Annotated in this window: 16 protein-coding genes and 6 pseudogenes; 17 read left to right on the top strand and 5 right to left on the bottom strand. The window is 48.1% G+C overall.

All coding sequences use genetic code 11. The features are described from left to right. Positions 1-6 precede the first annotated feature (6 nt). From yqgA to QSJ10_RS12365, 6 genes are all read left to right on the top strand, one after another. Entirely contained in the window at positions 7-366 is a 360-nt protein-coding gene (yqgA, locus tag QSJ10_RS12390; protein ID WP_053532689.1) for a cell wall-binding protein YqgA, read from the top strand. A 105-nt stretch (positions 367-471) separates the two neighbouring features. Further along, positions 472-984, top strand: a complete 513-nt coding sequence (locus QSJ10_RS12385; protein WP_053532690.1) for a hypothetical protein — start codon at positions 472-474, stop codon at positions 982-984. Positions 985-1,053: 69 nt separating this feature from the next. After that, positions 1,054-1,776 (top strand): N-acetylmuramoyl-L-alanine amidase, encoded by a 723-nt coding sequence (locus tag QSJ10_RS12380; RefSeq protein ID WP_053532691.1) that lies wholly within the window; start codon positions 1,054-1,056, stop codon positions 1,774-1,776. 207 nt (positions 1,777-1,983) lie between these two features. Next, positions 1,984-3,432, top strand: coding sequence for an IS66-like element ISBst12 family transposase (locus tag QSJ10_RS12375; protein ID WP_289493435.1), 1,449 nt, complete (start codon positions 1,984-1,986; stop codon positions 3,430-3,432). Positions 3,433-3,647: 215 nt separating this feature from the next. Continuing rightward, on the top strand, positions 3,648-4,490 hold the full coding sequence (locus QSJ10_RS12370; RefSeq protein WP_287136240.1) for a DNA adenine methylase: 843 nt from the start codon (positions 3,648-3,650) through the stop codon (positions 4,488-4,490). Then, positions 4,474-5,757 carry a type II restriction enzyme gene (locus QSJ10_RS12365; RefSeq protein ID WP_287136241.1) on the top strand — a complete coding sequence of 428 codons (1,284 nt, stop codon included), beginning with the start codon at positions 4,474-4,476 and terminating at the stop codon, positions 5,755-5,757. Before QSJ10_RS12370 ends, QSJ10_RS12365 begins: the two co-directional genes overlap by 17 nt. A 166-nt stretch (positions 5,758-5,923) precedes the next feature. Here the strand turns inward: QSJ10_RS12365 and QSJ10_RS12360 are convergent, their stop codons facing one another. Further along, on the bottom strand, positions 5,924-6,802 hold the full coding sequence (locus QSJ10_RS12360; RefSeq protein ID WP_047818946.1) for an IS982-like element ISGsp1 family transposase: 879 nt from the start codon (positions 6,800-6,802) through the stop codon (positions 5,924-5,926). A gap of 601 nt (positions 6,803-7,403) precedes the next feature. Between QSJ10_RS12360 and QSJ10_RS12355 the strand changes: the two genes are divergently transcribed. From QSJ10_RS12355 to QSJ10_RS12325, 7 genes and pseudogenes are all read left to right on the top strand, one after another. Continuing rightward, a complete protein-coding gene (locus tag QSJ10_RS12355) occupies positions 7,404-7,922 on the top strand; it encodes an IS630 family transposase (RefSeq protein ID WP_230581368.1) in 519 nt (172 codons plus the stop codon). A 304-nt stretch (positions 7,923-8,226) separates the two neighbouring features. Further along, entirely contained in the window at positions 8,227-8,571 is a 345-nt protein-coding gene (locus QSJ10_RS12350; RefSeq protein ID WP_012749497.1) for a DUF6176 family protein, read from the top strand. Between the two features lie 209 nt (positions 8,572-8,780). After that, on the top strand, positions 8,781-10,061 hold the full coding sequence (locus QSJ10_RS12345; protein ID WP_033013870.1) for an IS110 family RNA-guided transposase: 1,281 nt from the start codon (positions 8,781-8,783) through the stop codon (positions 10,059-10,061). A 682-nt stretch (positions 10,062-10,743) separates the two neighbouring features. Then, entirely contained in the window at positions 10,744-10,881 is a 138-nt protein-coding gene (locus QSJ10_RS12340; RefSeq protein ID WP_162489996.1) for a hypothetical protein, read from the top strand. After that, positions 10,866-11,975, top strand: a pseudogene (locus QSJ10_RS12335) (bifunctional 2',3'-cyclic-nucleotide 2'-phosphodiesterase/3'-nucleotidase); the annotation flags it as partial. The gene QSJ10_RS12340 and the pseudogene QSJ10_RS12335, both read left to right, overlap by 16 nt. A gap of 812 nt (positions 11,976-12,787) precedes the next feature. Further along, positions 12,788-13,422, top strand: a pseudogene (locus tag QSJ10_RS12330) (LysE family translocator). Positions 13,423-13,506: 84 nt separating this feature from the next. After that, the gene (locus tag QSJ10_RS12325; protein WP_033016373.1) at positions 13,507-13,734 is read left to right on the top strand and encodes a hypothetical protein; all 228 of its coding nucleotides are present in this window, start codon (positions 13,507-13,509) and stop codon (positions 13,732-13,734) included. 36 nt (positions 13,735-13,770) lie between these two features. Here the strand turns inward: QSJ10_RS12325 and QSJ10_RS12320 are convergent, their stop codons facing one another. Continuing rightward, entirely contained in the window at positions 13,771-14,397 is a 627-nt protein-coding gene (locus tag QSJ10_RS12320) for a LysE family translocator (protein ID WP_053532253.1), read from the bottom strand. A 438-nt stretch (positions 14,398-14,835) separates the two neighbouring features. Between QSJ10_RS12320 and QSJ10_RS12315 the strand changes: the two genes are divergently transcribed. Further along, the gene (locus tag QSJ10_RS12315; protein WP_049625449.1) at positions 14,836-17,943 is read left to right on the top strand and encodes a S8 family serine peptidase; all 3,108 of its coding nucleotides are present in this window, start codon (positions 14,836-14,838) and stop codon (positions 17,941-17,943) included. A 42-nt stretch (positions 17,944-17,985) separates the two neighbouring features. On the opposite strand, the gene QSJ10_RS12310 is transcribed toward QSJ10_RS12315, so the two are convergent. Both QSJ10_RS12310 and QSJ10_RS12305 read right to left on the bottom strand, forming a co-directional pair. Further along, positions 17,986-18,936 (bottom strand): cation diffusion facilitator family transporter, encoded by a 951-nt coding sequence (locus tag QSJ10_RS12310; protein WP_033016377.1) that lies wholly within the window; start codon positions 18,934-18,936, stop codon positions 17,986-17,988. A 359-nt stretch (positions 18,937-19,295) separates the two neighbouring features. Then, positions 19,296-20,340 (bottom strand): IS630-like element ISBs2 family transposase gene (locus QSJ10_RS12305; protein WP_015374552.1). Its coding sequence is split into 2 segments (ribosomal slippage): positions 19,296-19,835 and positions 19,837-20,340, totalling 1,044 coding nucleotides; the frame shifts between segments, so codons are not numbered across the junction. A 173-nt stretch (positions 20,341-20,513) separates the two neighbouring features. On the opposite strand from QSJ10_RS12305, the pseudogene glgB reads away from it, so the two are divergent. Beyond that, positions 20,514-21,770 (top strand): annotated as a pseudogene (glgB, locus tag QSJ10_RS12300) (1,4-alpha-glucan branching enzyme); the annotation flags it as partial. A 20-nt stretch (positions 21,771-21,790) separates the two neighbouring features. Here glgB and QSJ10_RS12295 read toward each other — a convergent pair. After that, positions 21,791-22,664 (bottom strand): annotated as a pseudogene (locus tag QSJ10_RS12295) (IS982 family transposase). Positions 22,665-22,763: 99 nt separating this feature from the next. On the opposite strand from QSJ10_RS12295, the pseudogene QSJ10_RS12290 reads away from it, so the two are divergent. Further along, positions 22,764-23,396: pseudogene (locus tag QSJ10_RS12290) on the top strand (sugar phosphate nucleotidyltransferase); the annotation flags it as partial. Between the two features lie 106 nt (positions 23,397-23,502). Then, a pseudogene (locus tag QSJ10_RS12285) lies at positions 23,503-23,883 on the top strand (glycogen phosphorylase); the annotation flags it as partial. Positions 23,884-23,933 lie beyond the last annotated feature (50 nt).

Raw genomic sequence — 23,933 nt, 5'->3', positions numbered from 1 at the left:
TGAAATATGCCTTGCAGTGAACTCATGATGCCGCATGTTGTCTGCACAGACGCCAGCTATTATACCAAAAATGCCACTTCCATTGATGTGACCGCCCATTACCAAGGCGGAGGGATCGCAGACCCGAATGGTGATGGTTTCATTGCGCCGACTTGGGATTATGTGATGGCACTAGAAATCTATGACGGATATTGGAAGGCTGTCGAATTGCAAACGGGATACTATAGGCATCAAACGCCGGTCAAAAAATTTTATTTGGCCGGAAAGAAACAGGGACGATACAGAGTCCGTATGTACTATCAAGCCAGAGAAAATGAAGAATATACGGGAGTGGTAACAACATATTCTTTCATGGTGTATCGATGATTATTAAGGTGCAGGGGCGCCCGAATTGGCGCTCCTTCATTTGAAAGGAATTAAAAAATTGGTTAAAATGGTAACGACCAATAAGGCAAGGGGGGAGGATTCAAGTTGGGCAAATGGATTTTTGGATTATTAGTCGCTGTTGTGTTATTGGGTGGCGGTTTGTTTTTCGTAGTGAATGAAAAAGACGCCCAAACTAAACCTGTAAAGGCACAGCAACAATCAGAGCAGGAACAAAAAGAATGGCTGACTGTCGGAGCTGATCCGAACAATAACCCTGATTATAAATCAAACAATGAACTCTACTTCGCGCATCTTAATTCGGCCATTTTCGTGGACAAAGCAAGCGTGAATAATGGGGGAACGAGTTTAACGAACGAAGATTATAGAGGAATTCTGAAAGAACTAAAGGGAAATTTAGACAGAATTAAATATAACGGAGAAGAGAAAAAGGATGAGCTAGAAAAAGCAAAGGATTTGGTGAATCAAGCGATTCAGAACGATGCGAAAAAAGGTGATGAAATTTATAACGAGATTCACCAAGTTCTTCACGACTTAGACCTATATTTCAACAAAACTCATTTTGCCGATGAGAAGTTAACCGAGAAAGCCGACAATTAACCCAAAAAAGAAAGACGCCTGACAGGGCGTCTTTTTTATTTGCATCAAAAATATAAAGGAGGAATTGACATGGATGAATTCATTCAAGTCCTCGATCCTGGTCACGGTGGTTACGATCCTGGCGCTGTCAGAAACGGCTTGCGCGAGAAAGATTTGACGTTAAAAATTGCGCTCTATACGCGCGAATACATTAATGAACTATATGAAAATGTCAAGGTATACCTCACGCGCGAAAAAGACGTATTCCTTAGCCTAAGCGAGCGCGCGGCTTTTGCCAACCGACTCAACGCGGATCACTTTTGTAGCATTCACATCAACGCTGGCGGCGGCACGGGATTCGAGTCGTACATTTATAATGGTTCGTACCCGAGCAAGCCGAAAACGCAGGCATTGAGAAACGTTTTACACGATACCATTGTTGCCGAAACGAAATTTGTTAATCGCGGGAAGAAAGAGGCGAACCTTGCCGTTCTCCGCGAGACGAGGATGCCGGCCGTTCTGACCGAGAATGGGTTTATTGACAATAAAAATGATGCTGATTTTCTGAAGTCGGATGACAGTCTACGGAAGATCGCACTTGCACATGCACACGGGCTGGCCAAAGCGCATGGGTGGAAAGCGAAAGCGAAGCCCACGTTAGAGGCAAAGCCTGTACCGAAGCCGTCGGACGGTGGGAAGGTATTCTACCGAGTGGTGGCAGGCAGTTTCGCGGATCGAGAAAATGCTGAAAAACGAGTAAGGGAGTTGAAAGAAAAAGGGCTTGATTCTTTTATTGATGTATACAGAGCCTAACTACTTTCAAACGGAAAGGAGGTGATTTATGATAAATGTAAATGCCAAATATGGCGGGTTTTACAAATTAAACATTACCAGTCTATCATCCTGTCTATATAGGCGAAGAAAGAATTGTAACTATTCAGCCACATCATAAAGTGAGCTGAATATTTTCTTCTTTCCTTGTCTATGATGTGAATATTGATAGACAAGGAGGTGAATCGCATGTTGACGGTACAACAAGCTGTATTTACAGTTGAGAGCTTAATCGGCAAAGTTCAACAACAAAAACAGCTCATTCATCAACTCATTCAAGAAAATGAACATTTGCGTCACGAAAACAAACAACTACGCAAAGAAAATGAACAACTGAAGTACCGTGTTCAAGAGCTGGAAGCACGCACGAAAAAAAACAGCTCCAATAGCCATTGGCCCCCATCTTCTGACCGTTTTGAGAAAAAGCGTTCCTCCCGCGAGCCGTCTGGCAAAAAGCCTGGTGGGCAAGAGGGACATGAGGGGAAGACGCTCCGTCAAGTGGAACATCCACATCATCGTGTCGTCCACCGTGTGCATACGTGTCAAGGATGTGGAGCTTCTTTGCGTGAAGTCAAACCGTTCAAAGTCGATATCCGTCAAGTGTTTGATGTCCCTCCTGTGGCGATCGAGGTGACACAACATGAACGTGAAGTGAAATCGTGTCCACATTGTCGATGCGTGCAACAAGCCGAATTCCCATCCCATGTCACGAATCATGTGCAATACGGTCCACGGCTCACGGCGCTCGTTGTTTATTTACATCATATCCAATTGATCCCGTACAAGCGTTTAAGTGATACAATCGAAGCGTTATATCAACACTCGATTAGTACGGGAACTCTTGCCAATATGGTGAAACGAGGACGCGAAGCGTTGGAATCAAATATGGACATCATCGAAGACGCCTTACTTGAATCCAACATCCTGCATGTCGATGAAACGAGTTTGCGCATCAAGGGGAAACTCGCATGGGTGCATGTCGCGTGTACATCGAGATATACATACTTGGCTCCTCACGCTTCTCGTGGAAAAAAAGCGACCGATGAGATCGGGATTCTTCCCCGATATGAAGGGACGATGATGCACGATGCGTTCGGTACGTATCCGAAATACACACATGCCACCCATGCCCTTTGTCATGCCCACCATTTGCGTGAGTTAAAAGGATTCATCGAACAGGGGCATACGTGGGCGATGCGCATGACCACGTTTCTGTTAGCCGCCAAGCAAGCCGTCGAAGCCCATCACGGTGCACTTTCCGAAGAAGAAGCGAGACGGTGGGAACGAGTGTATGATCGCATCCTAGAAAGAGCACAACACCGATTAGAAACGATGACGCCTCTTCCGAAAAAAGCACTCGCTTTTGTTCGACGCCTTCAAAAACGAAAGGAAGAAGCGCTGCGTTTCTTACGTGAAGTACATGTTCCCTTTGATAACAACCAAGCCGAACGCGATCTTCGCATGGTCAAAGTCAAAGAGAACATTTCGGGTACGTTTCGCGAAGAAACATTCGCGCAGTCGTTTTGCATCGCAAGAAGCATCGTTTCCACACTGACGAAACACGAAAAAAACGTGTGGGATTCGTTATGTCTTCTGTTGGCAGGCGAAACGATCGATCGAGTTCTTTCCGCTACCTAGGGCATTTTCTATGACCGAAATGCCCTATTTGTGCTGGGCTTTTTTATACACTAGCACTGGGGTGAATAGTTACAAAGAATTAGTACTATTTACTTGTTTCTATTAAAAAACGGCGATTTATTTGTTTTGGGATTAATGATATGATAGAATGTAGAATCCTTGTTCAGGGATAGCTTAATTTAGGATTTGTGGTAAATTAAGGGAGAGAAGTTGCAGTGGCAAAAAATAAGCTAGCACAACCTTTTTTAAAGTGGGCAGGAGGTAAACGTCAGTTACTTCCGGAAATACGTAAATATATTCCTAAAAAGATAAACACTTATTACGAACCATTTCTGGGTGCTGGAGCAGTATTATTTGATATTCAACCTAAGAAGGCTGTAATTAATGACGTTAATACTGAACTTATCAATACCTATATTGCTATAAGAGACCACGTTGACGAGCTTATAAATGATTTAAAAAAACACAAAAATGAAAAAGAATATTTTTATGCAATTCGTGATTTAGATCGTAAAGAAGAATTTAAGGAGCTTTCCTTGGTTGAGAAGGCATCACGAATTATTTACTTAAATAAAACGTGTTTTAATGGTTTATTTCGTGTAAACAGCCAAGGCCACTTTAATGTTCCTTTTGGCAAATATAAAAACCCTCAAATAGTGAATGAAATTGTTTTAAGAGCTGTTCATAACTATCTAAATTCTAATGATATAACTATACTAAATGTTGATTTTGAAAAAGCTGTAGAGAACGCCAAAAAAGGAGATTTCATTTATTTTGACCCTCCTTATGACCCTGTTTCAGATACTTCTTCTTTTACTGGTTACAGTTTATACGGATTTGATAAAGATGACCAGATTAGGTTGAGAGATTTGTTCGTTGAACTAGATAAACGAGGGTGCAAGGTGTTATTAAGTAACTCGGCGACTGATTTTATAAAGGACTTATACAAAGATTTTCACATTGAGGTTGTTTCAGCGAATAGAAACATCAATGCAAATGCTTCGAGGAGAGGAAAAATTGACGAAGTATTGGTGATGAATTATGAACCTGACAGATAAAGCTTGGGAGAGGTTATTTGAACGTTATAACATTCTCCAAGAAATTCAGAAAAAAGGTTTTTATGAAATTGAGGCCAAGACAATAAAAGAAGAACGAGAGCCAAGGTTAATGGCAAAGTTTGACCATAGTAGCAACTTGCCAAAGCTATTTAAAAAAAACGGTTTATCTATTTTGCCAATTTCACGCTCAAAATATGTTATAGGTCAATTTGATGTTTATCAAAAAGTAACCTATAATCAAAAAATAAAACCGACTCAAGTGAGCTTTCCAAGTGACATTACAACTATTGATCCGACGAACCTTTATTCAGAAAGCTCAGCTCTTCATTGTGCTGCTATAACTGGAATGATTGAGGACGTTCTAGGAGAGGAAGCCTTCCAGACTGTCTCTGGGAAGATGTCCTCTAACAAGTTTGACTTTAATATTAGAACTAAAAAGGGAAATGACCTCAAAATTAATGTTACTAACTCACAAGTAGAAATTGATGGCGGATATGAGAGTGCTCATCAATTTATGATTGTTGAAGCGAAAAATGAAATGGTTGAGGATTTTCTTATTCGTCAACTTTATTATCCGTACCGCTTGTGGCAAGGGAAAACATATAAAGAAGTTAGACCAGTATTTTTTACGTACTCAAACGATATTTTTAGCTTTTTTATATTTGAATTTACCGACCCAATGAGGTACAACTCTTTGAAATTGGTTGAGCAAAAAGATTATGTTATTGCTCATGAGGAGATAGAATTGGAGGACATTATTGAGGTGGTAAACACAACAAAAGTTCAACCGGAGCCACAAATAGCTTTTCCTCAAGCTGACTTATTTCCTCGGATAGTTGACCTTCTAGGGTTACTGGTCGAGAGTGATTTAGACAGAGACACTATTACTTTAAATTATGACTTTGATGAGAGACAAACATACTATTATACAACAGCTGGAATGTATCTAGGATTAATTGAAAGGTACACTGATAGAGAGACAAGGAAAGTTATGTTTACATTATCAAATAAAGGTAGAGAAATAATGAGAAAGAGCTTTAAGCAAAAATATTTGAGCTTAGCAGGTTGCATTTTAGCTCATGAACCATTTAAACAAGTTCTTCTTGAGTATATTCAAAATGGTGCTCCTCCAGAAAAGGGGAGAGTAGTTGAAATAATGAGAAGATGTAAACTTTATAATGTCAATTCAGACTCTACATATGAAAGAAGAGCGCACACAGTCAGCAAATGGGTTGAGTGGATTTTGGATTTGCCAAATATGTATTAACAAGACCGAGTCGCCAAGAAAGAATTTATGACTTAAGAGCCACCTTACTAGGTGGTTATTTAAATTTTTAAATAACATACTTTGAACCCAAGTTCGACAGTCGATAGGCAAACAAAATTCCTCTCAATCATTGATATAAAAGAGAACCCGTGGTGCTAGTTGAGCGTCAGCGCTCAACTAGCCCTAGTGTGACCAGGGAATACGCCAACAAGATGCCATCGAGTGCCACTTCAAACCCGGTAATGGAATTCGCTCGAATGTCGGTGATCCGGTATTGGTCTACGAGAATCGAAAACACCGTCTCGATGACTTTGCGTTTTTTCCTGATCCATTCTTCCCATGCCTTGGATGGGCCGTGCTTTTGATTGTGTCGAGACGGTGTCCAGAACGCGGCTTGGTGTTCTTCGTACAGCTTTTCTCGAAGAGCGTGGCTGATGTACCCTTTGTCCCCAAAGTTGTAGGGATGAGGGATTTGAGTCATCACCGTTTCAGCGGCTTTGACGTCGTGGCAGGACGCTTCCGTCACGACATAGCCCATGGCCAGCCCTTGATTGGTCACTTGAAGATGCAGCTTGAAACCGTAGTACCATTGCTTTTTGGAAGCACAATACCCCATATCCGCGATCCCTCGAAATCGCTTGACGCGCTGCATTCTTGCGGGATGGCACAACGGAAGAGGCAAGCTGTCGACGACCGCATAAGCATGGTGTTGGCCACGTTTCGCCAGCTCATGACGGATCCATTTGATGGCGAAACCAAGCGCCCGGCAGCGGCGGTTGTATCGGGAGCGTTCAAGAAACGAGCCGTTTGTGAACAAATTTCCCGTGACAAAACGATGCCAGGCTCGTTCGGAAGAAAAGCCCAGCAGCTTCCCCAAAAGGTGAACCGCCATGACCACTTCGTCTTCTTGCTTGACCAAGTGACGGTTGCGGCGATGAAGATACATTTGAATCAACGACAGTTGGGCAGAAACAAAACAGAAAATAGCGGCATATTGTTTTTGAAGTTTGGCTGGATCTGTAGTAAAATGAAAGTGCTCTTGCATGGGGGATCTCTCCTTTCGAATGTTGGGTGACACTTTCATTCTACTGGAGATCCGCCAGCAAGGGCTATTTTTATGCTTGATCAAGTTTATCTAGCACCACGGGTAAAAGAGACAATGAGCATAATTTAATGAGGTATTTATCCAATGAGTATTAACTTGGAGGGAAAAAAGAATATGTTCCAAATCATCGGCCGCCTGCGTTGCCCCATTTGTTCTGAACCGGTTCAGCCAGACGAGAAAGTGTTCCTCGACATCATCAATACTGTCATGCATCAGAAATGCTACTACAAGTTTCCGCATCGACGTCTTCCCATAAGGGATGAGGGATCGTTTCAGAAAATGCTTCTGAAGTATCCTTTCTTTCATCGAGACGATGATGCGGAAGATTGAAGAAGGAATATGAGCAACGAAAAGAAGGCGGATCGCTCCGCCTTTTTGCATGGATTTACGCACTGGAGATAATTTTGCACAAATTTTGCACACCAAGGAAATTGAAAGTCTATAAACTTTGAAAAATCAAGGTTTGGAGGGTGGTGGTTTTACTCCCACCATCGGCATCGAAAATAGGAAGAAGGCTTTAGGGACAAGGGGTTTCACGTAAGTGAAATCTCTTGTTTTTTTATTTACTGAATACGATTCGAGAAAAGAAAATCGTGTGCGTACAATCGTGTTCGGTGAGGTGAAATGGAAAGTGCCTACGTGCGGCCATCATGCCCACGTTTCTGTATTTGGGGCGGTGAATGTGCTCAATGGGGACACCGTTCTTCATCGAGCAGTCGCTGCGAATGCGACGACGTTTTTGGATTTTTTAAAGATCTTGAAGAGCCGTTATCCAGACCAGCTGATCGTGCTCGTGCTCGACAATGCCCGCATCCACCATGTCAAAATGGTGAGAGATTTCTTGCGCCAAGAAGGGGAATCGTTTCACTTGATCTTTTTACCTCCTTATTCCCCACAGCTGAATCCCATCGAACGCTTGTGGAAATGGCTCAAGGATGCGGTCATTGCCAATGTGTTTCACAAAGATCAAATGGATATTGACCAAGCCATTGCCCGGTTTATGGAATATATAGATCAACAACCGGAAGAGGTGCTTCGACGCTTGGGGTGTGCAGCGTGATGCAAAGGTTAACTTTTCAAGGTGCATTTATATAGTTAAGTGTAAAATTATAGAAGGAATTATATAGATAGGAAGCGAAATAGAGTAGAAAGATAAGGTGAAAAACGAACGTCTAAGCAAGGGATGCTGCTCGATGTAGTATGCTATATCATTTTTCTGTTAGTTGTCTGGCATGTGGCGCACGGTCACATTGATGACTATTATGCGACGCTTATCTCCACCGTTTTCGGCATGGCATACAAGATATACTGCTTTCTTTCTATATTTTGAAGCTCATCAATAAATAGAAAGGTGGAAGCATGAGATGAAAGTAGAATTAAGCAAATTTCGCGTAAAGGAAGGAAAATCGAAGCGGGTGGATGAATGGATGGAATTATTAAACACACATATGAACGAGGTGCTGTTGACGCTCAAAGATGAAAAAATGCATGTCGAAGCGATCTTCCGCGAGCGAAATGAGGAAGGAGAGTTTCTTTACTGGTTCTCTGTTCAGGGAGAAGGCGGGATTTCCGTAGAAGAGTCCGAACACGAAATTGATAAAAAACATTTGGCGTTCTGGTATGAGTGTATTGATGAGGAATATAACGAACCTGTGATCACGACAGAAGTAGTGATGATTCCAGAGCATATTCGTAAGGCGATGGAGTAAGCAAGTTTGAGAAGTTAATCATGAATCTAATTTTTTATTTTATTTCCTTAATATTTAAAATAAAATATTATTGTCAAGGGACAACAAAGAATGGGGGAATAACGGAGCATTCCCGTTAGAAGCTTTTCCGGGGACTTGATCAAAAAAGCCCTCTTGGTATGATGCAGGGGTGTCAACCACATCACTCACCATACCAAGGAGGACTTCAGATGAATTGTACACAAAACTATAAAATTGATCAAGTTACGGAACAAACGCTTGTCGTGGGCATCGATATCGCGAAACGAACCCACTACGCCTGCTTCGTGGATGACCGGGGGCGCGTGCTTCGCAAGTCGTTCCCGATCTTCCAGTCGAAAGAGGGGTTTCAGCAGCTGTATAAAGCGATTCAGGAGGCGATGCAAGCGTTTGGGAAGTCAGAGGTGATCGTCGCGGTGGAGCCGACCGGGCACTACTGGTTGAACCTGGCCTACTTCCTCGAGGAGCACGGGATCCCGTTGGTCATGGTCAACCCGGCGCATGTGTGCCGGTCGAAAGAACTCGATGACAACCTGCCGACGAAACACGACGCCAAAGACGCCCTGGTCATTGCCAGACTGGCAAAAGACGGACGATTCCTCGTTCCCCGGCTGCTGCACGAGATCGAAGCCGATTTGCGCGTGGGAAGCACGCTCAAAGAGAAGCTCCGCAAGGAACAGACGGCGGTGAAAAACGCGATCGTCCGCTGGACGGATCGGTATTTTCCAGAGTTTTGGACCGTGTTTCGTGACTTGGGGAAAACGGCGCTTTCGGTGTTGGAGTGGACGCCGCTTCCGGCTGATATGGCCGGTCGGACCGCCGAGGAGCTCATCGAGGTGTACCGGCAAAGCAAAGGGATGAAATGCCCGCAGAAGGCCAAAATTCAGGCGTTGATCAACACCGCGAAGGACTCGATTGGGGTGACGGAAGGGACAGCGATGGCCCGGTTTGAGATCGCCGCGCTCGTCCGCCGATACCGCCAATTGGAGGCGGAGATCGCTGCACTGGACGCCGAGTTGAAGGCATTGGTTCAAACGACGATGGAGTACCAATGGTTGAAAACGGTCGACGGGTTGGGAGACGCCACGATCATCGATCTGCTGGCGGAGATCGGCAGCTTCGCCCATTATCGGGACCCGCGCCAATTGGTGAAGTTGGCGGGCCTGACGCTCAAGGAGAACTCCTCCGGCCAGCGCAAAGGGCAAAAGCACATCTCCAAACGGGGACGGAAACGGTTGCGCTCGGTGCTGTTTCGGGCGATGATTCCGCTGATTCGGCATAACGAGGCGTTTCGCGAGCTGCATGAGTATTATACGACCCGATCCGTCAATCCGCTGACCGGAAAGCAGTCCATCGTCGCCTTGTGCCGGAAGCTGTTGAATGTGCTGTTTGCGATTTGTACGAAGAAACAAGCGTTTGACGCGGAGCGAATGAAACAGGACGTCTTGTCCCAGGTGCAACGGGCGGCCTAAGGCCTCCCCCTGCGAACGGAAGAATCGTTGGACAACGAGATGACACCGGAGAAGCTGGCGTGATTTCATCCATTCGACCTTGAGTCCCTAAAGGAGCTTGGCCGGCCTCCGCCTGATGACGAGACCGAACGAGGGAATGTTGGCGCGAAGACGCCCGGAGACATGGGAGGGTTCGTCCTCATCAGCGACGCGGAGATCCAAAGGGTGCATCGAATATGCTTCCCCCCCCACGGCAGGAAAATATCCCCAGCCGTGGCCGCGAAGCGCACCCTAGGTCTGTAAGATATCCACAAAACTGAAAAAGGATGTAAGGGATTTTGTCGAAAAATATTTTTTGGACACCCCTGAGAGGCCGAAAAGCCTTGATAAATCAACATTTCTAGAGGGAGGCAATCGAAAAGCCGCCCTTGCCTTTATCGAATGTTACCTTTGGCGGTGTTCGGTTGGTCAAGGGTTCGCTTCGCCGAATCCGGCAGGTTTTCTCTTCGACGGGCTCAGGAGGACAAAAAGGTCAGGTTGTCTCTTGTTGGAGAAACGCTTGTGCCATGGTGATCAGCTTCGTTCACTGGGCCGACATATGCGATAGCTCGGCGAGCTCCGGGATGACGACCGGCACCCGGTCTTCGAGCGCGCTATGCGGGCGCAGAAAGATGACAATGATTTGATGAGTGGGAGATGGACATTGAAAAAACGGAAGAAATACGCGGCGGCGAGCGTGGTGTTGGCGTTGGGGCTGCTGGCTCCTTCGTTTGGGCCGACGGCGGTAGGCGCGGAGGAGCGGGACGTCGTCAAGCTGCGCATTTTAGTGGCGTTCCGGTGACGATGCCGGGTTCATGGGGCGATACGCTCGGCGTGATCGACTTGACGGTCGAGCAAGTCGACGGAAAATGGAAAGTGACGCAAGCGAAAGCCCAACTCCGTCCAGTGTATGACAAGGCGACGAAAACGCCGTTGGTTGACAGCGATTCGGCCGTCGAGCAGGCCATTCAGGCGGAGCACGAAGCGACGATCCAGTACGTCCGCAGCCCGGTTGGAAAAACTACGAGCCCGATCAACAGCTATTTTGCACTCGTTCAAGATGATCCGTCCGTGCAAATCGTCACGAACGCCCAAAAGTGGTATGTGGAAAAAATGTTAAAAGGGACGCAGTATGAAGGCCTTCCGGTGCTGTCAGCCGGCGCTCCGTTCAAGGCCGGCGGGCGCGGTGGACCGAGCTATTACACGGATATTCCGGCAGGGGAAATCGCCATTAAAAACGTCGCCGATTTGTACTTGTATCCAAACACGGTGTATGCGCTGAAAATTACGGGAGCCGAGTTGAAAGAATGGCTTGAGTGGTCGGCGGGACAATTCAACCAAATCGACCCGAACAAGACAGGCATTCAGCCGCTTGTCAACAACGACTTCCCGACGTACAACTTCGACATTATTGATGGCGTGACGTACGAGATCGATGTGACCGAGCCGGCGAAATACGACAAAAACCAAAATGTGATCAATCCGAAAGCAAACCGCATTAAAAACTTGCGATTCCAAGGCAAACCGGTGACGGCGAAGATGGAATTTATCGTTGCGACGAACAACTATCGGGCGACGACGAACCGGATCATCAATCCGGGCGGGAAAAACACGATTTTGGCCGCGCCGGATGAAAACCGGCAAGTGATCATCGATTATATTCGCGAAAACGGAACGATCAACCCGTCCGTGGACGGCAACTGGACCTTTGCGCCAGTGAAAGGGAAAGCATCGGTGACCGTTTCCTTTGAATCGTCACTGGAAGCACAAAAATATTTGCCGCCAGACAGCCGCATCCGCTATGTGGCGACATTGTCCAACGGGTTTGCCCAATACGAACTTACGCTGTTGTCTTGGAAAGAAACGAAAACAAACCATTCGAAAGAGCTAGAAAAATCTGGACGTTAAGAAGAGGTTGGAAAAATAGCAGGTGATTTAGGAGGCAGGTGATTTCGTATAAAATACTGCTAGTTCCAGCTGTTTCTTAATTAGAACAACCTTGCGGAATCAATCTTCTTTTTCGGCGAAATGCCGCTGATTTGCTCGTGACAGCCGTTTTTTACCGGCCTTTTAGGTGACACGAAAATGTGACTAAAAGTATTTCTGGCGCTACTGCCATTTTTTCCATTTCGAAAATATCGCCTTTTTGACTGACGATGAGAAGAAGATCTTTTACGTTAACGTCATTTCCGAAAGAAGTCTCCCACCTCAAGGAATGTGAAGAGCGATCGATCAATGAGTAGGTGGGAGATGAATTTCGGTTGGCCATCGCCGATGAATATGATCGTCTATGGTTCAAACCGACACCTTTGGAACGAAGGGAAGCGTAAAGGGTTCTTGTTTGTGGCTTACCGTTCAGTGAACACGCACAAGTCGCTTGAAGCCCCTGCCTCTAAGCGAAGCGTAGGTGGTGGGCAGTTCACTTCTAACAAGGACAGTGAAAAACAGCCGCTTTCGTTGAGCGGGCGGTCATGGAAGGAAAAAAGATGTTCGATTGGGGAAGCGCTGCTTGTCCGACCGGGCGCTACCCATCATCTGCTTTTTCGAAGGCCGGTGGACATCGAGGTTCTTGGGATCATTCGTTTTGGAAAACGGAACGATTTTGTCACTGTATCGGTGGTGAAGCCCCCCACCTTTTGTAACATTGCCCGAAAGCAGTGCCACTGTCCATGGATGATTGTTTGCTAGCTTGGTCAGGAGGGAGACATGTGTTAGGCATTACAAGTTACGGGATGTATTTGCTGGCGTCGATTTTGATGCATGCCACTCCGGGAGTGGATACGATGTATATTATGGGGCGCAGTGTGGCGCAAGGGAGAAAAGCGGGCGTGTATTCGGTGTTGGGCATTTCGATGGGAGTGTGTTCATTCATACGTTGCTCGCTGCGTTTGGTTTGGCGGTGATTTTGCAGCAGTCGGTTGTCTTATTTACGGCTGTGAAAATCGCTGGCGCGGCGTATTTGGTGTATCTTGGCATCAAAATGATGCGGCAGCCGGCGCCGCCCGCGTTGGAGTCGGGGGAGTTGGCGCCGATGAAGCTGAACAAGATTTATTGGCACGGCGTGACGACGAATGTGTTGAATCCGAAAGTGGCGTTGTTTTTCCTTTCGTTTTTGCCGCAATTCATCGAAACGGCCCAGCCATACGGCCCGCTTCCGTTTCTGCTGCTCGGCGTTTCGTTCGTGGTGACGAGCACGCTGTGGGGGCTTGGCGTCGTCTATGTCGCCGCGCTAGCGACGAAACGGATGCGTCAAAACGCGAAAATGGCGCTTCTTGTCAATCGATTGACAGGGATCGTGTTTATCGGGCTTGGTGTGAAGCTGCTGCAAACGAAAGCGTCGTGAGCGAGGGCGAACGGCGTCAGAAAGCATGATCCTCACCTGCCTGAAAGCGCGGGCGGTGATTCGGTGCGGAGGTTGGCTAGAGGAATGGGGACGGATGACAAAGGAATAGCGGTGATTCTCCTTGTGGCGGGAATCGGGGTGTTTCCGTTTGGGATCGTGATCATTAAGCAACAGTGGGAAGAATACAAGAAGAAGGAGGGGCGTGAGCGGAGAATAGTCTTGTTTTTTGAAATGATCGATCTTTGGTCAACATGGGTGCTATTTCTCTCCCTGCTCCTCATATTGGGAGGCGCGGCACTGTTGTGGAGATGAGCAGAAAAGAGGGCAGCCGCCCTCTTTTTTCTTCCGCTACGACCGCTCGCTGACGGCGATTTGGATGCCGATCAGCGCGAAGATGGCGCCTTTGAGCCAATGGATTCGCCTAGTGATGGCGGTGTGGGCCGAGAGCCATTGGCGCAGTTTTTCCGCACCGATGCTCACTAAGGTGAAGACAGCGAGAGCTTGAACGAGAAAGATGACGCCTAATACGAGCATTTGCTGCGGGATCTGGCCCGCTGACGGATCAACGAACTGCGGCAGGAGCGCCAAAAAGAAGAGCGACACTTTCGGATTGAGCACGTTCATGACAATGCCTTTTTTGTACAGCGAGGCGTATGCCATTGGCTTCTGCCGCCCAAAGGCGAGACTGCTGTCTTTTTCGCGGAACGCCTGCCATGCCAAGTACAGCAAATACGCGGCGCCGGCGTACTTGACGATGGCAAACGCTAAGGCGGATTGGTAAATGACAGCCGAGACGCCGAGCACCGCCGCGCTGATATGGACAAGCAGGCCGGTGCACAGCCCGAGCGCGGTGGCGATGCCCGCCTGTTTGCCTTGCGACACGCTTTGGGCGATGACGAATAAAATGTCCGGGCCCGGCGCCAATGTAAGCAATATGGCGACGCTGAAAAACGACAAGATGACCTCCATTTCCATCGGAAATCCTCCTTTTCGATCGGTTTTGGCGGGGCGGCCGTGAAAGGCGGTTATGTATATGGATTCGCGAAAGAGGGGGCGGTTCCTTCCTGAACAGTAGTGATCAAAGCGAAAACCGGTAGATTCTCGTGGAAAGATTCGTTTCGTTTTCGCATTGGATTTTCCCCGTGCAGCCCCTGCATCCAGTTTACAAACAACTGTATCCAGGCGGTTCGGCTGATGCCGACCGACATTCACCCCCTCTTTCCCTTCGCGTTGAAGCGAGGGATTTCTTTACAAAGATTGAGTTAAATAGTGGTAGATATACGGCAGTTTCCAATTGTATAATATTGTTATATTTTCCTATATAGCAACAAAGGAAAGGGGGTAGCCGGTTCGAGTGAAAGATGGCATGGCGGCCGTAATGAAAGGGAAGCGAAAAGAAGGGGGAGCAAACACGTGAAATGGTTGAGGGCCATCGGCCTGTCGCTGCTGCTGCTCGGAGTCTATCATTCCGCTGTCTCAGCGGAAACAGTGGATTCCGTCAAGCCGCCGTCTTCGGTGAAGGATGTCGTTGTAAAGTTTTCCGAGCCAAAAGAAATAGCGGCAAACGAGTTGGTTGTGAAGTTTAAAGAAGGAATCAGCGAACAACGGCGGGAAGCGCTGCTGCGGCTGTTTCGGGCTGCCGAGCTTTCGTTCATGGACATCGGGAACTTTTCCCTGGTCAAAGCGCCGAAAGGCACGGATTTGAAAGGATTGGCGGCCAAACTCGTCCAACTTCCGGAAATTGAATCGGTGGAACCGAACTACGTGATTGAACGGACTTATACGCCGAGCGATCCAGGGTACAGCAAACAGTGGCATTTGAAAAAAATCAACGCCCCGAAGGCGTGGGATACGACAAAAGGATCGGGGCAAATTACCGTGGCGGTCGTCGATGACGGGGTGCAGATGAACCATCCCGATTTGGCGGGAAAAATTGTATCCCCCTACAATGTGCTGACAGGGGCGAAGTCGGTCCCAGCTGGGGAGCATGGCACGCATGTAGCCGGCATCATTGCCGCGTCGATCAATAAAAAAGGGGTCGTGGGCGTGGCGCCGAATGTGAAAATTATGCCGGTGAACGTGTTCGAAGGCGATGGGGCGACGAGTTACGACGTGGCGTACGGAATCGTGTATGCGGTAGACCACGGAGCGAATGTGATTAACCTCAGCCTCGGGTTGTACTCCGCGACAGTGTACGAAGCAGAAGCGGTGCAATACGCGGTGTCCAAAGGAGTTGTGCTTGTCGCGGCGGCGGGAAATGACGATATAGACTTCCCGGTGTATCCGGCTGCGTTTGACCCGGTCATCGCCGTGAGCGCTACGGACAGCAGCGATTGGATCACCGATTTCTCCAACTACGGCGATTACATTGACCTCGCCGCCCCCGGAGTCAACATTTATTCCACGTTTCCGGGAAGTTCCTATTACAGCCTGACTGGGACATCGATGGCGGCGCCGATCGTATCGGGCACGGCAGCGCTCGTGTTGTCGAAAAATCCGCTGCTGACGCGCGGGGAAGTCGAGAGCATTTTGCGAAAGTCAACCGTCGATCTGGGCGGTAAGGGATGGGACGTGTTTTATGGGTATGGAAGAGTGGATGCCTATAAGGCGGTGCGGAACACGCCTTCGCCGCTGTCTTCGATTTCGGCGGCAGGAACGTTTACAATGAAGGGAAATAACAAGGTTGGGTTTTCGCTGTCCGCCTATAGAAAAGGGCTGAAAGTGACGGCGTACGTAAAAAACAGCAGGGGGTACGCCGTCCGGACGATCGCCAAAAACAAGCTTTGGAACAGCAACCGCATTTCCTTGTCGTGGGACGGCAAACAAGATAACGGCGCATTTGTCGGAAGCGGCGCGTATACGATGGTCGTTCAAGTGTCGAACGGGCGCGAAACGGTGGCGAAAACGAAGCAAATCAAGGTTGTAGACAGCGTGGTTCCGTCTATTCAGCTGTCATCTTCCACTGTATCGTTCTCGCCGAAGGCAAAAGGGAAGGTGTCCATTCCGTTTGCGCTCAACAAAAAGGCAAGCGTCACGGCGCAAGTGTACGATTCGAAAAACAAGCTCGTGAAAACGATTTGGAGCAACAAATGGCTTTCCGGCGGAAAACAGACGCTTGTTTGGGACGGGAAAAATGCGAGCGGAAAGCTGCTGCCTGACGGAACGTACCGGTTGAAACTGTCCGCAGTGGACGACAAAAAACGCAAGGAAGCCGCGCGCAGCCTCTCGGTCGTGATCGATACAAAAGTCGCCTTTAGCGGCGTGTCGCTTGGCCAAACACTGTTTAAAATGGACGGGGTGGCGAAAGCAAGCTTCCGGATGAATCTGAAAGAGCCTCTCGTCGTTTCTGCCTACGTGAAAACAGAAAAAGGAGCCATCAGCAAACAGCTTTTGCGCAATAAAAAATACAACAGCGGTTCTTATACGATCAGCTGGGACGGAAAAGACAACAAAAACGCCTTTGTCAGTGAAGGAAACTACTATTATACTGTTGAAATTGCCGACTTGTGCGGCAACAAGCTTGTGGTCCATACGGCGAAATTTAAGGTGGAAGATTGGCGCAAGCCAACCATTCAGGCACCGGACGATTTGTATTATGTCCAGCAAGGGCCATTTGACATCCCGTATACGCTGTCGAAGGCGGGCAGCGTCACGGTGGAAATTTACCAAGGTTCGTCCCTCGTGCGCACCGTTCTCTCTGGATCGCAGCAAGGCCCGGGAAGCAAAAAGGCGGCGTGGGATGGGAAAGACGGAAGCGGCCAGTATGTCGCTGACGGGCAATATGAGGTGCGCATGAAAGTGGTGGACGCCCGCGGGCAGCAGGCTTCCTTCACGAGCCTCCTGCACGTCGACTTGGCCAACGTGGCCGCGCCGCAAGTCGTCTGGTTTTATGAAGAAATGGGAAGCGAAGTCCATTTCCGGCTGTCCACGCCAGCGACGGTGACGGCGGAAATTTTCAATGAGGCAGGGGAAAAAGTGCGGACGATCTGGACGGAACATCCGCTTAACGCCGGCGATCAAGTGCTGACATGGGATGGATTGAACGACAATGGCGAAACCGTGTTTTACGATGACAGCGTCTATACGTTCCGCATTGCCGCCCGGTTTGCGAATGGGGTGATCGAAACGACGGAAGGGAAAATCGATAACAGCGCTGATCCTCCATGGCTCGTTTCTTCCCTTTACTCTTTCACCTATGACAGCTATGGCAACCGGACGGCCTTGAACTTATCGATTCGCGTCACGGAAGCCGTGACGGCTACGTTATTCGTCTATGACCCGTACGGCGATGCGTACATTGATGAGAAGACCTATTCGCTGAAGGCCAATGTGGAAACCAACATCGTGTATGCGAAAAAAGACAAATACAGTGACTACTATTACTTGCTTGCATACAAAGACCGTCTCGGTAATGTTTACGTCTACGGCGTGGACGAAACGGAAGAAACGGGATATGCAGCTTCGTACCGCCTGCAAAAAGAAAACGGAGCCAAAAACGGGTTAAAACGATCCGTGAACTGATCATAAAAGACCGCCTTGCCGATTCGGCATGGGCGGTCTTTATCATTGCGGCTGCTTCTTTTTCTCCAAAAACGCCTTCCCATAGGTTCCGTGGTCGTGGAGCATGGCGTGCTCGACTTGGATCGTGGCATGCTCAATGCCGTATTTTTCCTTCAGCATTTCATTCACCGCCAAAATGACACAAAGCGGCTGGATGTGCTCGCTGACAAACACATGGGCCGACAGCGAGTAATGGTCGGTGGAGATGGCCCATAAATGCATGTCGTGCACGTCTTCGACCCCTTCGATCTGTCGAATGTCGGCGCGGATTTGTTCGAGATCGAACCCATCAGGTACGGCTTCCATTAAGATGAGATACGATTCACGCATAATTTTCGCCCCGCCTGTGAAAATGATGGCGGCGATCACGAGGCTGATGATCGGATCGAAAATCGTCCAGCCAGTGAAGTAAATGAGCAGCGCGGACACGATGACGCCGATCGAGCTGATTAAGTCGCCGATGAAATGCCAAAGGGCGCTCTGAACGTTCAAGTTGTCTTCTTCTTTCGTGCTCCGGCTTAAGACGATGGTCAACGTCAAGTTAACGATGAGGCCGATCGCCGCGATTCCGAGCATAAGACGAAAGTTGATCGGTTCAGGATGAAGAAAACGCTGAATGCCTTCCCATAAAATCCACAGCGCAATGACGGCCAACGTCAGCCCGTTCAAAAACGATGTGATGATTTCAAATCGCAAAAAACCGAACGTAAAGCGGCGGTTCGGCGGGCGCGTTGCCATGTAGAGGGCGACCATGCTCAATCCAAGCGCCAATACATCGGATGCCATATGGGCCGAATCGGACAAGAGGGCGAGCGAGTTGGAAATCAGTCCGCCAATGATTTCAACGGCGGTGAAAAACATGGTCAACAAAAGCGTCACCCAGAGCGCTTTTTTTGATTCATGTTGCGTTTTGACGTGCGGGAGATGGTGAAAATCGTACAGTGTTGGAGCCATAATGCACCTCCGTTATTTATAATAATTATCAACTTATATATATTATAATATAAAAATCCGCTTGTGTGCAAATGAAATTTCGACAGCGAGAAAGAGCGGTTGTTGGAATTTGTCTATATAGATGCAATTTGAAGATTTACCATTTGCAGCTTTTATCGACTGTCAGGCGACCGAACAACGCCGCTTCACAGACCCATATATGGGTCTGTGAAGCAGGTGGTTGTTCGGTCTTACGTCACGCCTTGGCGTGACGGGGCAAGCCTATGGCTTGCCTTCGACAGTCGAAAATGGACAAACCGCTTTTCCGTCAAGGATATGTTAAACTTCTTCGTTGCATCTATATAAGTTGAATTAAAGATTTACAACTGAACACACAAACGATCGATCGTTTGTTCTGGTTTCTGGTTGATTCGCTGAATAAAGGCTTGGACATTCTTTCTAATTTCTTGCACACTCGAATAGAACACGTTGTAAATCACGTCTGATTTCAGCCATTTCCATAGCCCTTCAATCAAGTTCAATTGCGGACTGTATGGTGGCAAAAAGACGAGCTCTAACCGATCTTCGTGTTCTTTTAAAAATGGCTGAATGAGTTTGGCATGGTGAATTCGAGCGTTATCTAAAATCATCACTATTTTGCCTGTGGGATAGCGTTCTAACACAAGTTGAAGAAATCGAAGAAATGTTTCCGCGTCATAGCGTTCTTCTTCGATGCAAAACACTTCCCCTGTTTCGTAGTTCAACGTGCCAATCAGCTTCAGCCCTTGATGTTTTCCAAACGTCGGAATGATTCGTTGTTTTCCTTTGACAAACCATGTTTTTTGAATCGCTTGGTAATCACGAATCATCGACTCATCTTGAAAGAGGACATGGGCGATGTTCCCATCTACCAGTTTTTTTTACTTCAGGGAAGGTGATTTCGACGAATTCTTTTTGTTTCTCTTCATCGGCATTGGCTAGTGTATAGGTCGGTTTCGTATAGCTTAGCCCTAACCGATGCAGAATGTCACTTGTTCCGCGAAGCGTGTATGTTGGCCCCCACTTTTGTTGAATGAGTTCAGCGATTATCGCAAGCGTCCAATTATATTTTGCTTCGAATCCCACATCTACGGGGAGCTGATGTTCAATGATCAAAGCCAGCTCTTTTTCCTGCTCAGGGGTCAATCGACGTGGGGCGCCAGGTGAGTATTTCATCTCCAGTCCATCAAGACCGCGCTGGGCGTAGGCATGAATATAGTTATAAATAGTTTTCTTGGATCGACCAATAATCGTTGCGATTTCTCCTTTGGTATATCCCTGCAAATGAAGATAAATCGCTTGGTAGCGTTCATATGCTCGTTTACTTTTTGCTTCTTTCATGGCAGTGGACAACTTTTCGATCTCGTCTTTGTGATTTGGCATCATATTTTCTCTCCGTTCCCCTATTTTCTCTTTGTATTTATTCGCCGTGAAACGGGAGAAAACCTTTATTTCAATTTATATATATAAAAATATAGACGAACAATTCAAGGAATGAATCCTGCTGCTGGCGAATAGGAGTCAATATTGTGTATGGCCATCATCTAGCTTCAGAAAGGATGCGATCGAGCTTGATTGCGGCGAATCCGACGGATTTGGAAGTGTATTTGTTTCATGAAGGCAGCTTGCATAAAAGCTACGAGCTGTTTGGCGCCCACGTGATCGATGAGGGCGGAAGGGCCGCCACCCGCTTTTGCGTCTGGGCTCCGCATGCGCGCGACGTGCGCCTGGTCGGCAGCTTTAACGGCTGGGACGGGGCGAAGTTCCGCCTCACCAAAGTGAACGATGAAGGAGTATGGACGATCGTTGTCCCGGAAAACTTGGAAGGGCATTTGTATAAGTATGAGATCGTCACGCCGGATGGGCGAGTGCTGCTGAAAGCGGACCCGTACGCGTTTTGCTCCGAATTGCGCCCCCACACCGCCTCGATTGTCTACGATCTGAAAGGATACCAGTGGAACGATCAGTCTTGGCAGCGGAAGAAGCGGCGAAAGCGGATTTACGAGCAGCCGATGGTCATTTATGAGCTCCATTTTGGTTCATGGAAGAAAAAGGAAGATCGTTTTTTGACGTACCGTGAGATGGCCGACGAACTTATCCCGTACGTGCTAGAGCGTGGATTTACGCACATTGAGCTGCTTCCGCTTGTCGAGCATCCGCTCGACCGTTCGTGGGGGTATCAAGGGACCGGCTATTATGCGGTGACAAGCCGCTACGGTGCGCCGCATGATTTCATGTATTTCGTCGACCGCTGCCATCAGGCAGGAATCGGGGTCATTCTCGATTGGGTGCCGGGGCATTTTTGCAAGGACGCCCACGGGTTATATATGTTTGACGGCGCCCCGACGTACGAATATGCGAACGAAAAAGACCGAGAAAATTACGTCTGGGGGACGGCGAATTTTGACTTAGGCAAACCGGAAGTGCGCAGTTTTCTCATCTCCAACGCCTTGTTTTGGCTCGAGTATTACCACGTCGACGGATTCCGCGTCGATGCGGTCGCGAACATGCTGTATTGGCCGAACAACGACCAGCTCTATGAAAACCCGTATGCGGTCGAGTTTTTGCGCAAGTTAAACGAAGCGGTGTTTGCCTATGACCCCAACGTCTTGATGATCGCTGAAGATTCGACCGATTGGCCGCGGATGACGGCGCCGACGTATGACGGCGGGCTTGGCTTTAACTACAAGTGGAACATGGGCTGGATGAACGACATGCTGAAGTATATGGAAACGCCGCCGCATGAGCGGAAGCATGCACACAATCAAGTCACCTTTTCCCTCCTTTATGTGTATTCAGAAAATTTCATTTTGCCACCCGTGGTGCTAGTTGAGCTTTAGCGCTCAACTAGCCCAAGTGTAACCAGGGAATAAGCTAACAATATACCGTCTAGTGCCACTTCAAATCCGATAATCGAATTGGCTCGGATCCCCGTGATGCGATAGTGGTCAACCAGAACCGAGAACACCGTCTCGATCACTTTGCGTTTTTGTTGGATCCATTTCTCCCATGCCTCGGACGCACGATGTTTCTGGTTTTTTCGAGACGGAGTCCAAAGCGCCATTTGGTATTCTTCGTACAGCCTTTTTTGCAAGTCACGGCTAATGAATCCTTTGTCCCCAAAGTTATACGGGTGGGGAATTTGGGTCATCACGCTTTCGGCTGCGATTCGATCGTGGCAAGATGCTTCCGTCACCACATACCCCATTGGCAGCCCTTGATCGGTCACTTGAAGGTGCAGCTTCAACCCGTAGTACCATTGCTTTTTGGAAGCGCAATACCCGATGTCGGCGATCTCTTGAAACCGTTTGACGCGATGCATTCTTGCCGTATGGCACAACGGGAGCGGCAAGCTGTCCACGACGGCATAGGCATGATGTTGGCCGCGTTTTGCTCACGACGGCAATCCATTTGATAGCGAAGCCAAGCGCCCGGCAGCGGCGGTTATACCGGGAACGTTCGAGAAACGAGACGTTTGTGAACAAATTTCCCGTGACAAAACGATGCCATGCCCGTGAAGTAAAACCGAGCAGCTTTCCTAAAAGATGAATGGCGATGATGACAGCGTCCTCTTGCTTGACCAAATGGCGATTTCGACGATGAAGATGCACCTGAATGCATGAAAGTTGAGCAGAAACAAAAACGAAAATGGCGGCATATTGCTTTTGAATCTTGGCTCGATCTGTAGTAAAATGAAAGTGCTCTTGCATAGGGATCCTCCTTTTTAATGGTTGGTTGCACTTTCATTTTAAGGGGATCCTCATGCAAGGGCTATTTTTATGCTTGTTTGAGTTTATCTAGCACCACGGGTGAATTATATTGAACAGTACGACCCGGACTACGTGCTCGTGCTGTCCGGCGACCACATTTACAAAATGGACTATCGGCAGATGCTCGACTACCATATCACCAAACAGGCCATGTGACGATTTCCGTTATTGAAGTGCCATGGGAAGAAGCGAGCCGGTTTGGCATTATGAATACGAATGACGAGATGCAAATTGTCGAGTTTGCCGAAAAACCGGCGGAGCCAAAGAGCAATTTGGCGTCGATGGGCATTTACATTTTCAATTGGCCGCTGTTGAAAGAATACTTGAAAATCGACAACGATGACCCGCATTCGTCGCACGATTTCGGCAAAGACATCATCCCGCTTTTGTTTCGCGAACGCAAGCGGTTGTTTGCCTACCCGTTCCAAGGCTACTGGAAAGATGTTGGCACGGTGAAAAGCTTGTGGGAAGCGAACATGGACTTGTTGGATGAGGACAACGAGCTCGACTTGTTCGACCGCTCATGGCGCATTTATTCCGTCAATCCGAATCAGCCGCCGCAATACATTTCCCAGGAGGCGGAAGTGGCGAACTCACTCGTCAATGAAGGGTGCGTCGTCGAAGGGACGGTCAAGCGTTCATTGCTGTTTCAAGGCGTCCGTATCGGCAAAGGAGCGGTCGTGAAAAACAGCATTATATGCAAAAGTGCCAAATCGGCGACGGCTGCGTCCTCGATGGCGTCATTATCGATAAAGACGCCAAGGTCGAACCGGGCGTGGTGTTGAAAGGAGCGGCTGATCAACCTAAAGAAACGTTCAAACGGGCGTTTGTGGTGCGGGTCGAGGCGCTGTGCGGCAAACCGTTTGCCGAATCGACGGCGCGCGATCATTATCACGTTCTCGGCCAGATGGTGCGCGAACATATCAGCCGCCATTGGATCACGACGAATGAACGCTACCGGGCGCAACGGTGGAAACAAGTGTATTATTTGTCGATTGAGTTTTTGTTGGGTCGCCTGCTCGGCAACAATTTGTTAAACCTCGGCGTCCGTTCGGTCGTCGAGGAAGGATTGCGCGAGCTCGGCATTCGCCTCGAAGATGTCGAGGAATGTAAGGCGGACGCCGGGCTTGGCAACGGCGGGCTGGGGCGGATGAGCGCCGTCAACATCGCCCACTCCGGCTACTTTGCCAGCGATCGGACCGTCGCGGA

This window comes from Geobacillus stearothermophilus ATCC 12980 (assembly GCF_030369615.1).
Lineage (GTDB): Bacteria > Bacillota > Bacilli > Bacillales > Anoxybacillaceae > Geobacillus > Geobacillus stearothermophilus.
This window is presented reverse-complemented; position numbering and strand designations above follow the sequence as displayed.

Excerpts from the sequence above, each read along its gene's own strand:
- QSJ10_RS12375 (WP_289493435.1), top strand. The coding sequence starts at position 1,984 with ATGTTGACGGTACAACAAGCTGTATTTACAGTTGAGAGCTTAATCGGC.
- QSJ10_RS12345 (WP_033013870.1), top strand. The coding sequence starts at position 8,781 with ATGAATTGTACACAAAACTATAAAATTGATCAAGTTACGGAACAAACG.
- QSJ10_RS12380 (WP_053532691.1), top strand. The coding sequence starts at position 1,054 with ATGGATGAATTCATTCAAGTCCTCGATCCTGGTCACGGTGGTTACGAT.
- QSJ10_RS12365 (WP_287136241.1), top strand. The coding sequence starts at position 4,474 with ATGAACCTGACAGATAAAGCTTGGGAGAGGTTATTTGAACGTTATAAC.
- QSJ10_RS12350 (WP_012749497.1), top strand. The coding sequence starts at position 8,227 with ATGAAAGTAGAATTAAGCAAATTTCGCGTAAAGGAAGGAAAATCGAAG.
- QSJ10_RS12310 (WP_033016377.1), bottom strand. The coding sequence starts at position 18,936 with ATGGCTCCAACACTGTACGATTTTCACCATCTCCCGCACGTCAAAACG.
- QSJ10_RS12360 (WP_047818946.1), bottom strand. The coding sequence starts at position 6,802 with ATGCAAGAGCACTTTCATTTTACTACAGATCCAGCCAAACTTCAAAAA.
- QSJ10_RS12320 (WP_053532253.1), bottom strand. The coding sequence starts at position 14,397 with ATGGAAATGGAGGTCATCTTGTCGTTTTTCAGCGTCGCCATATTGCTT.
- yqgA (WP_053532689.1), top strand. The coding sequence starts at position 7 with ATGCCTTGCAGTGAACTCATGATGCCGCATGTTGTCTGCACAGACGCC.
- QSJ10_RS12325 (WP_033016373.1), top strand. The coding sequence starts at position 13,507 with ATGGGGACGGATGACAAAGGAATAGCGGTGATTCTCCTTGTGGCGGGA.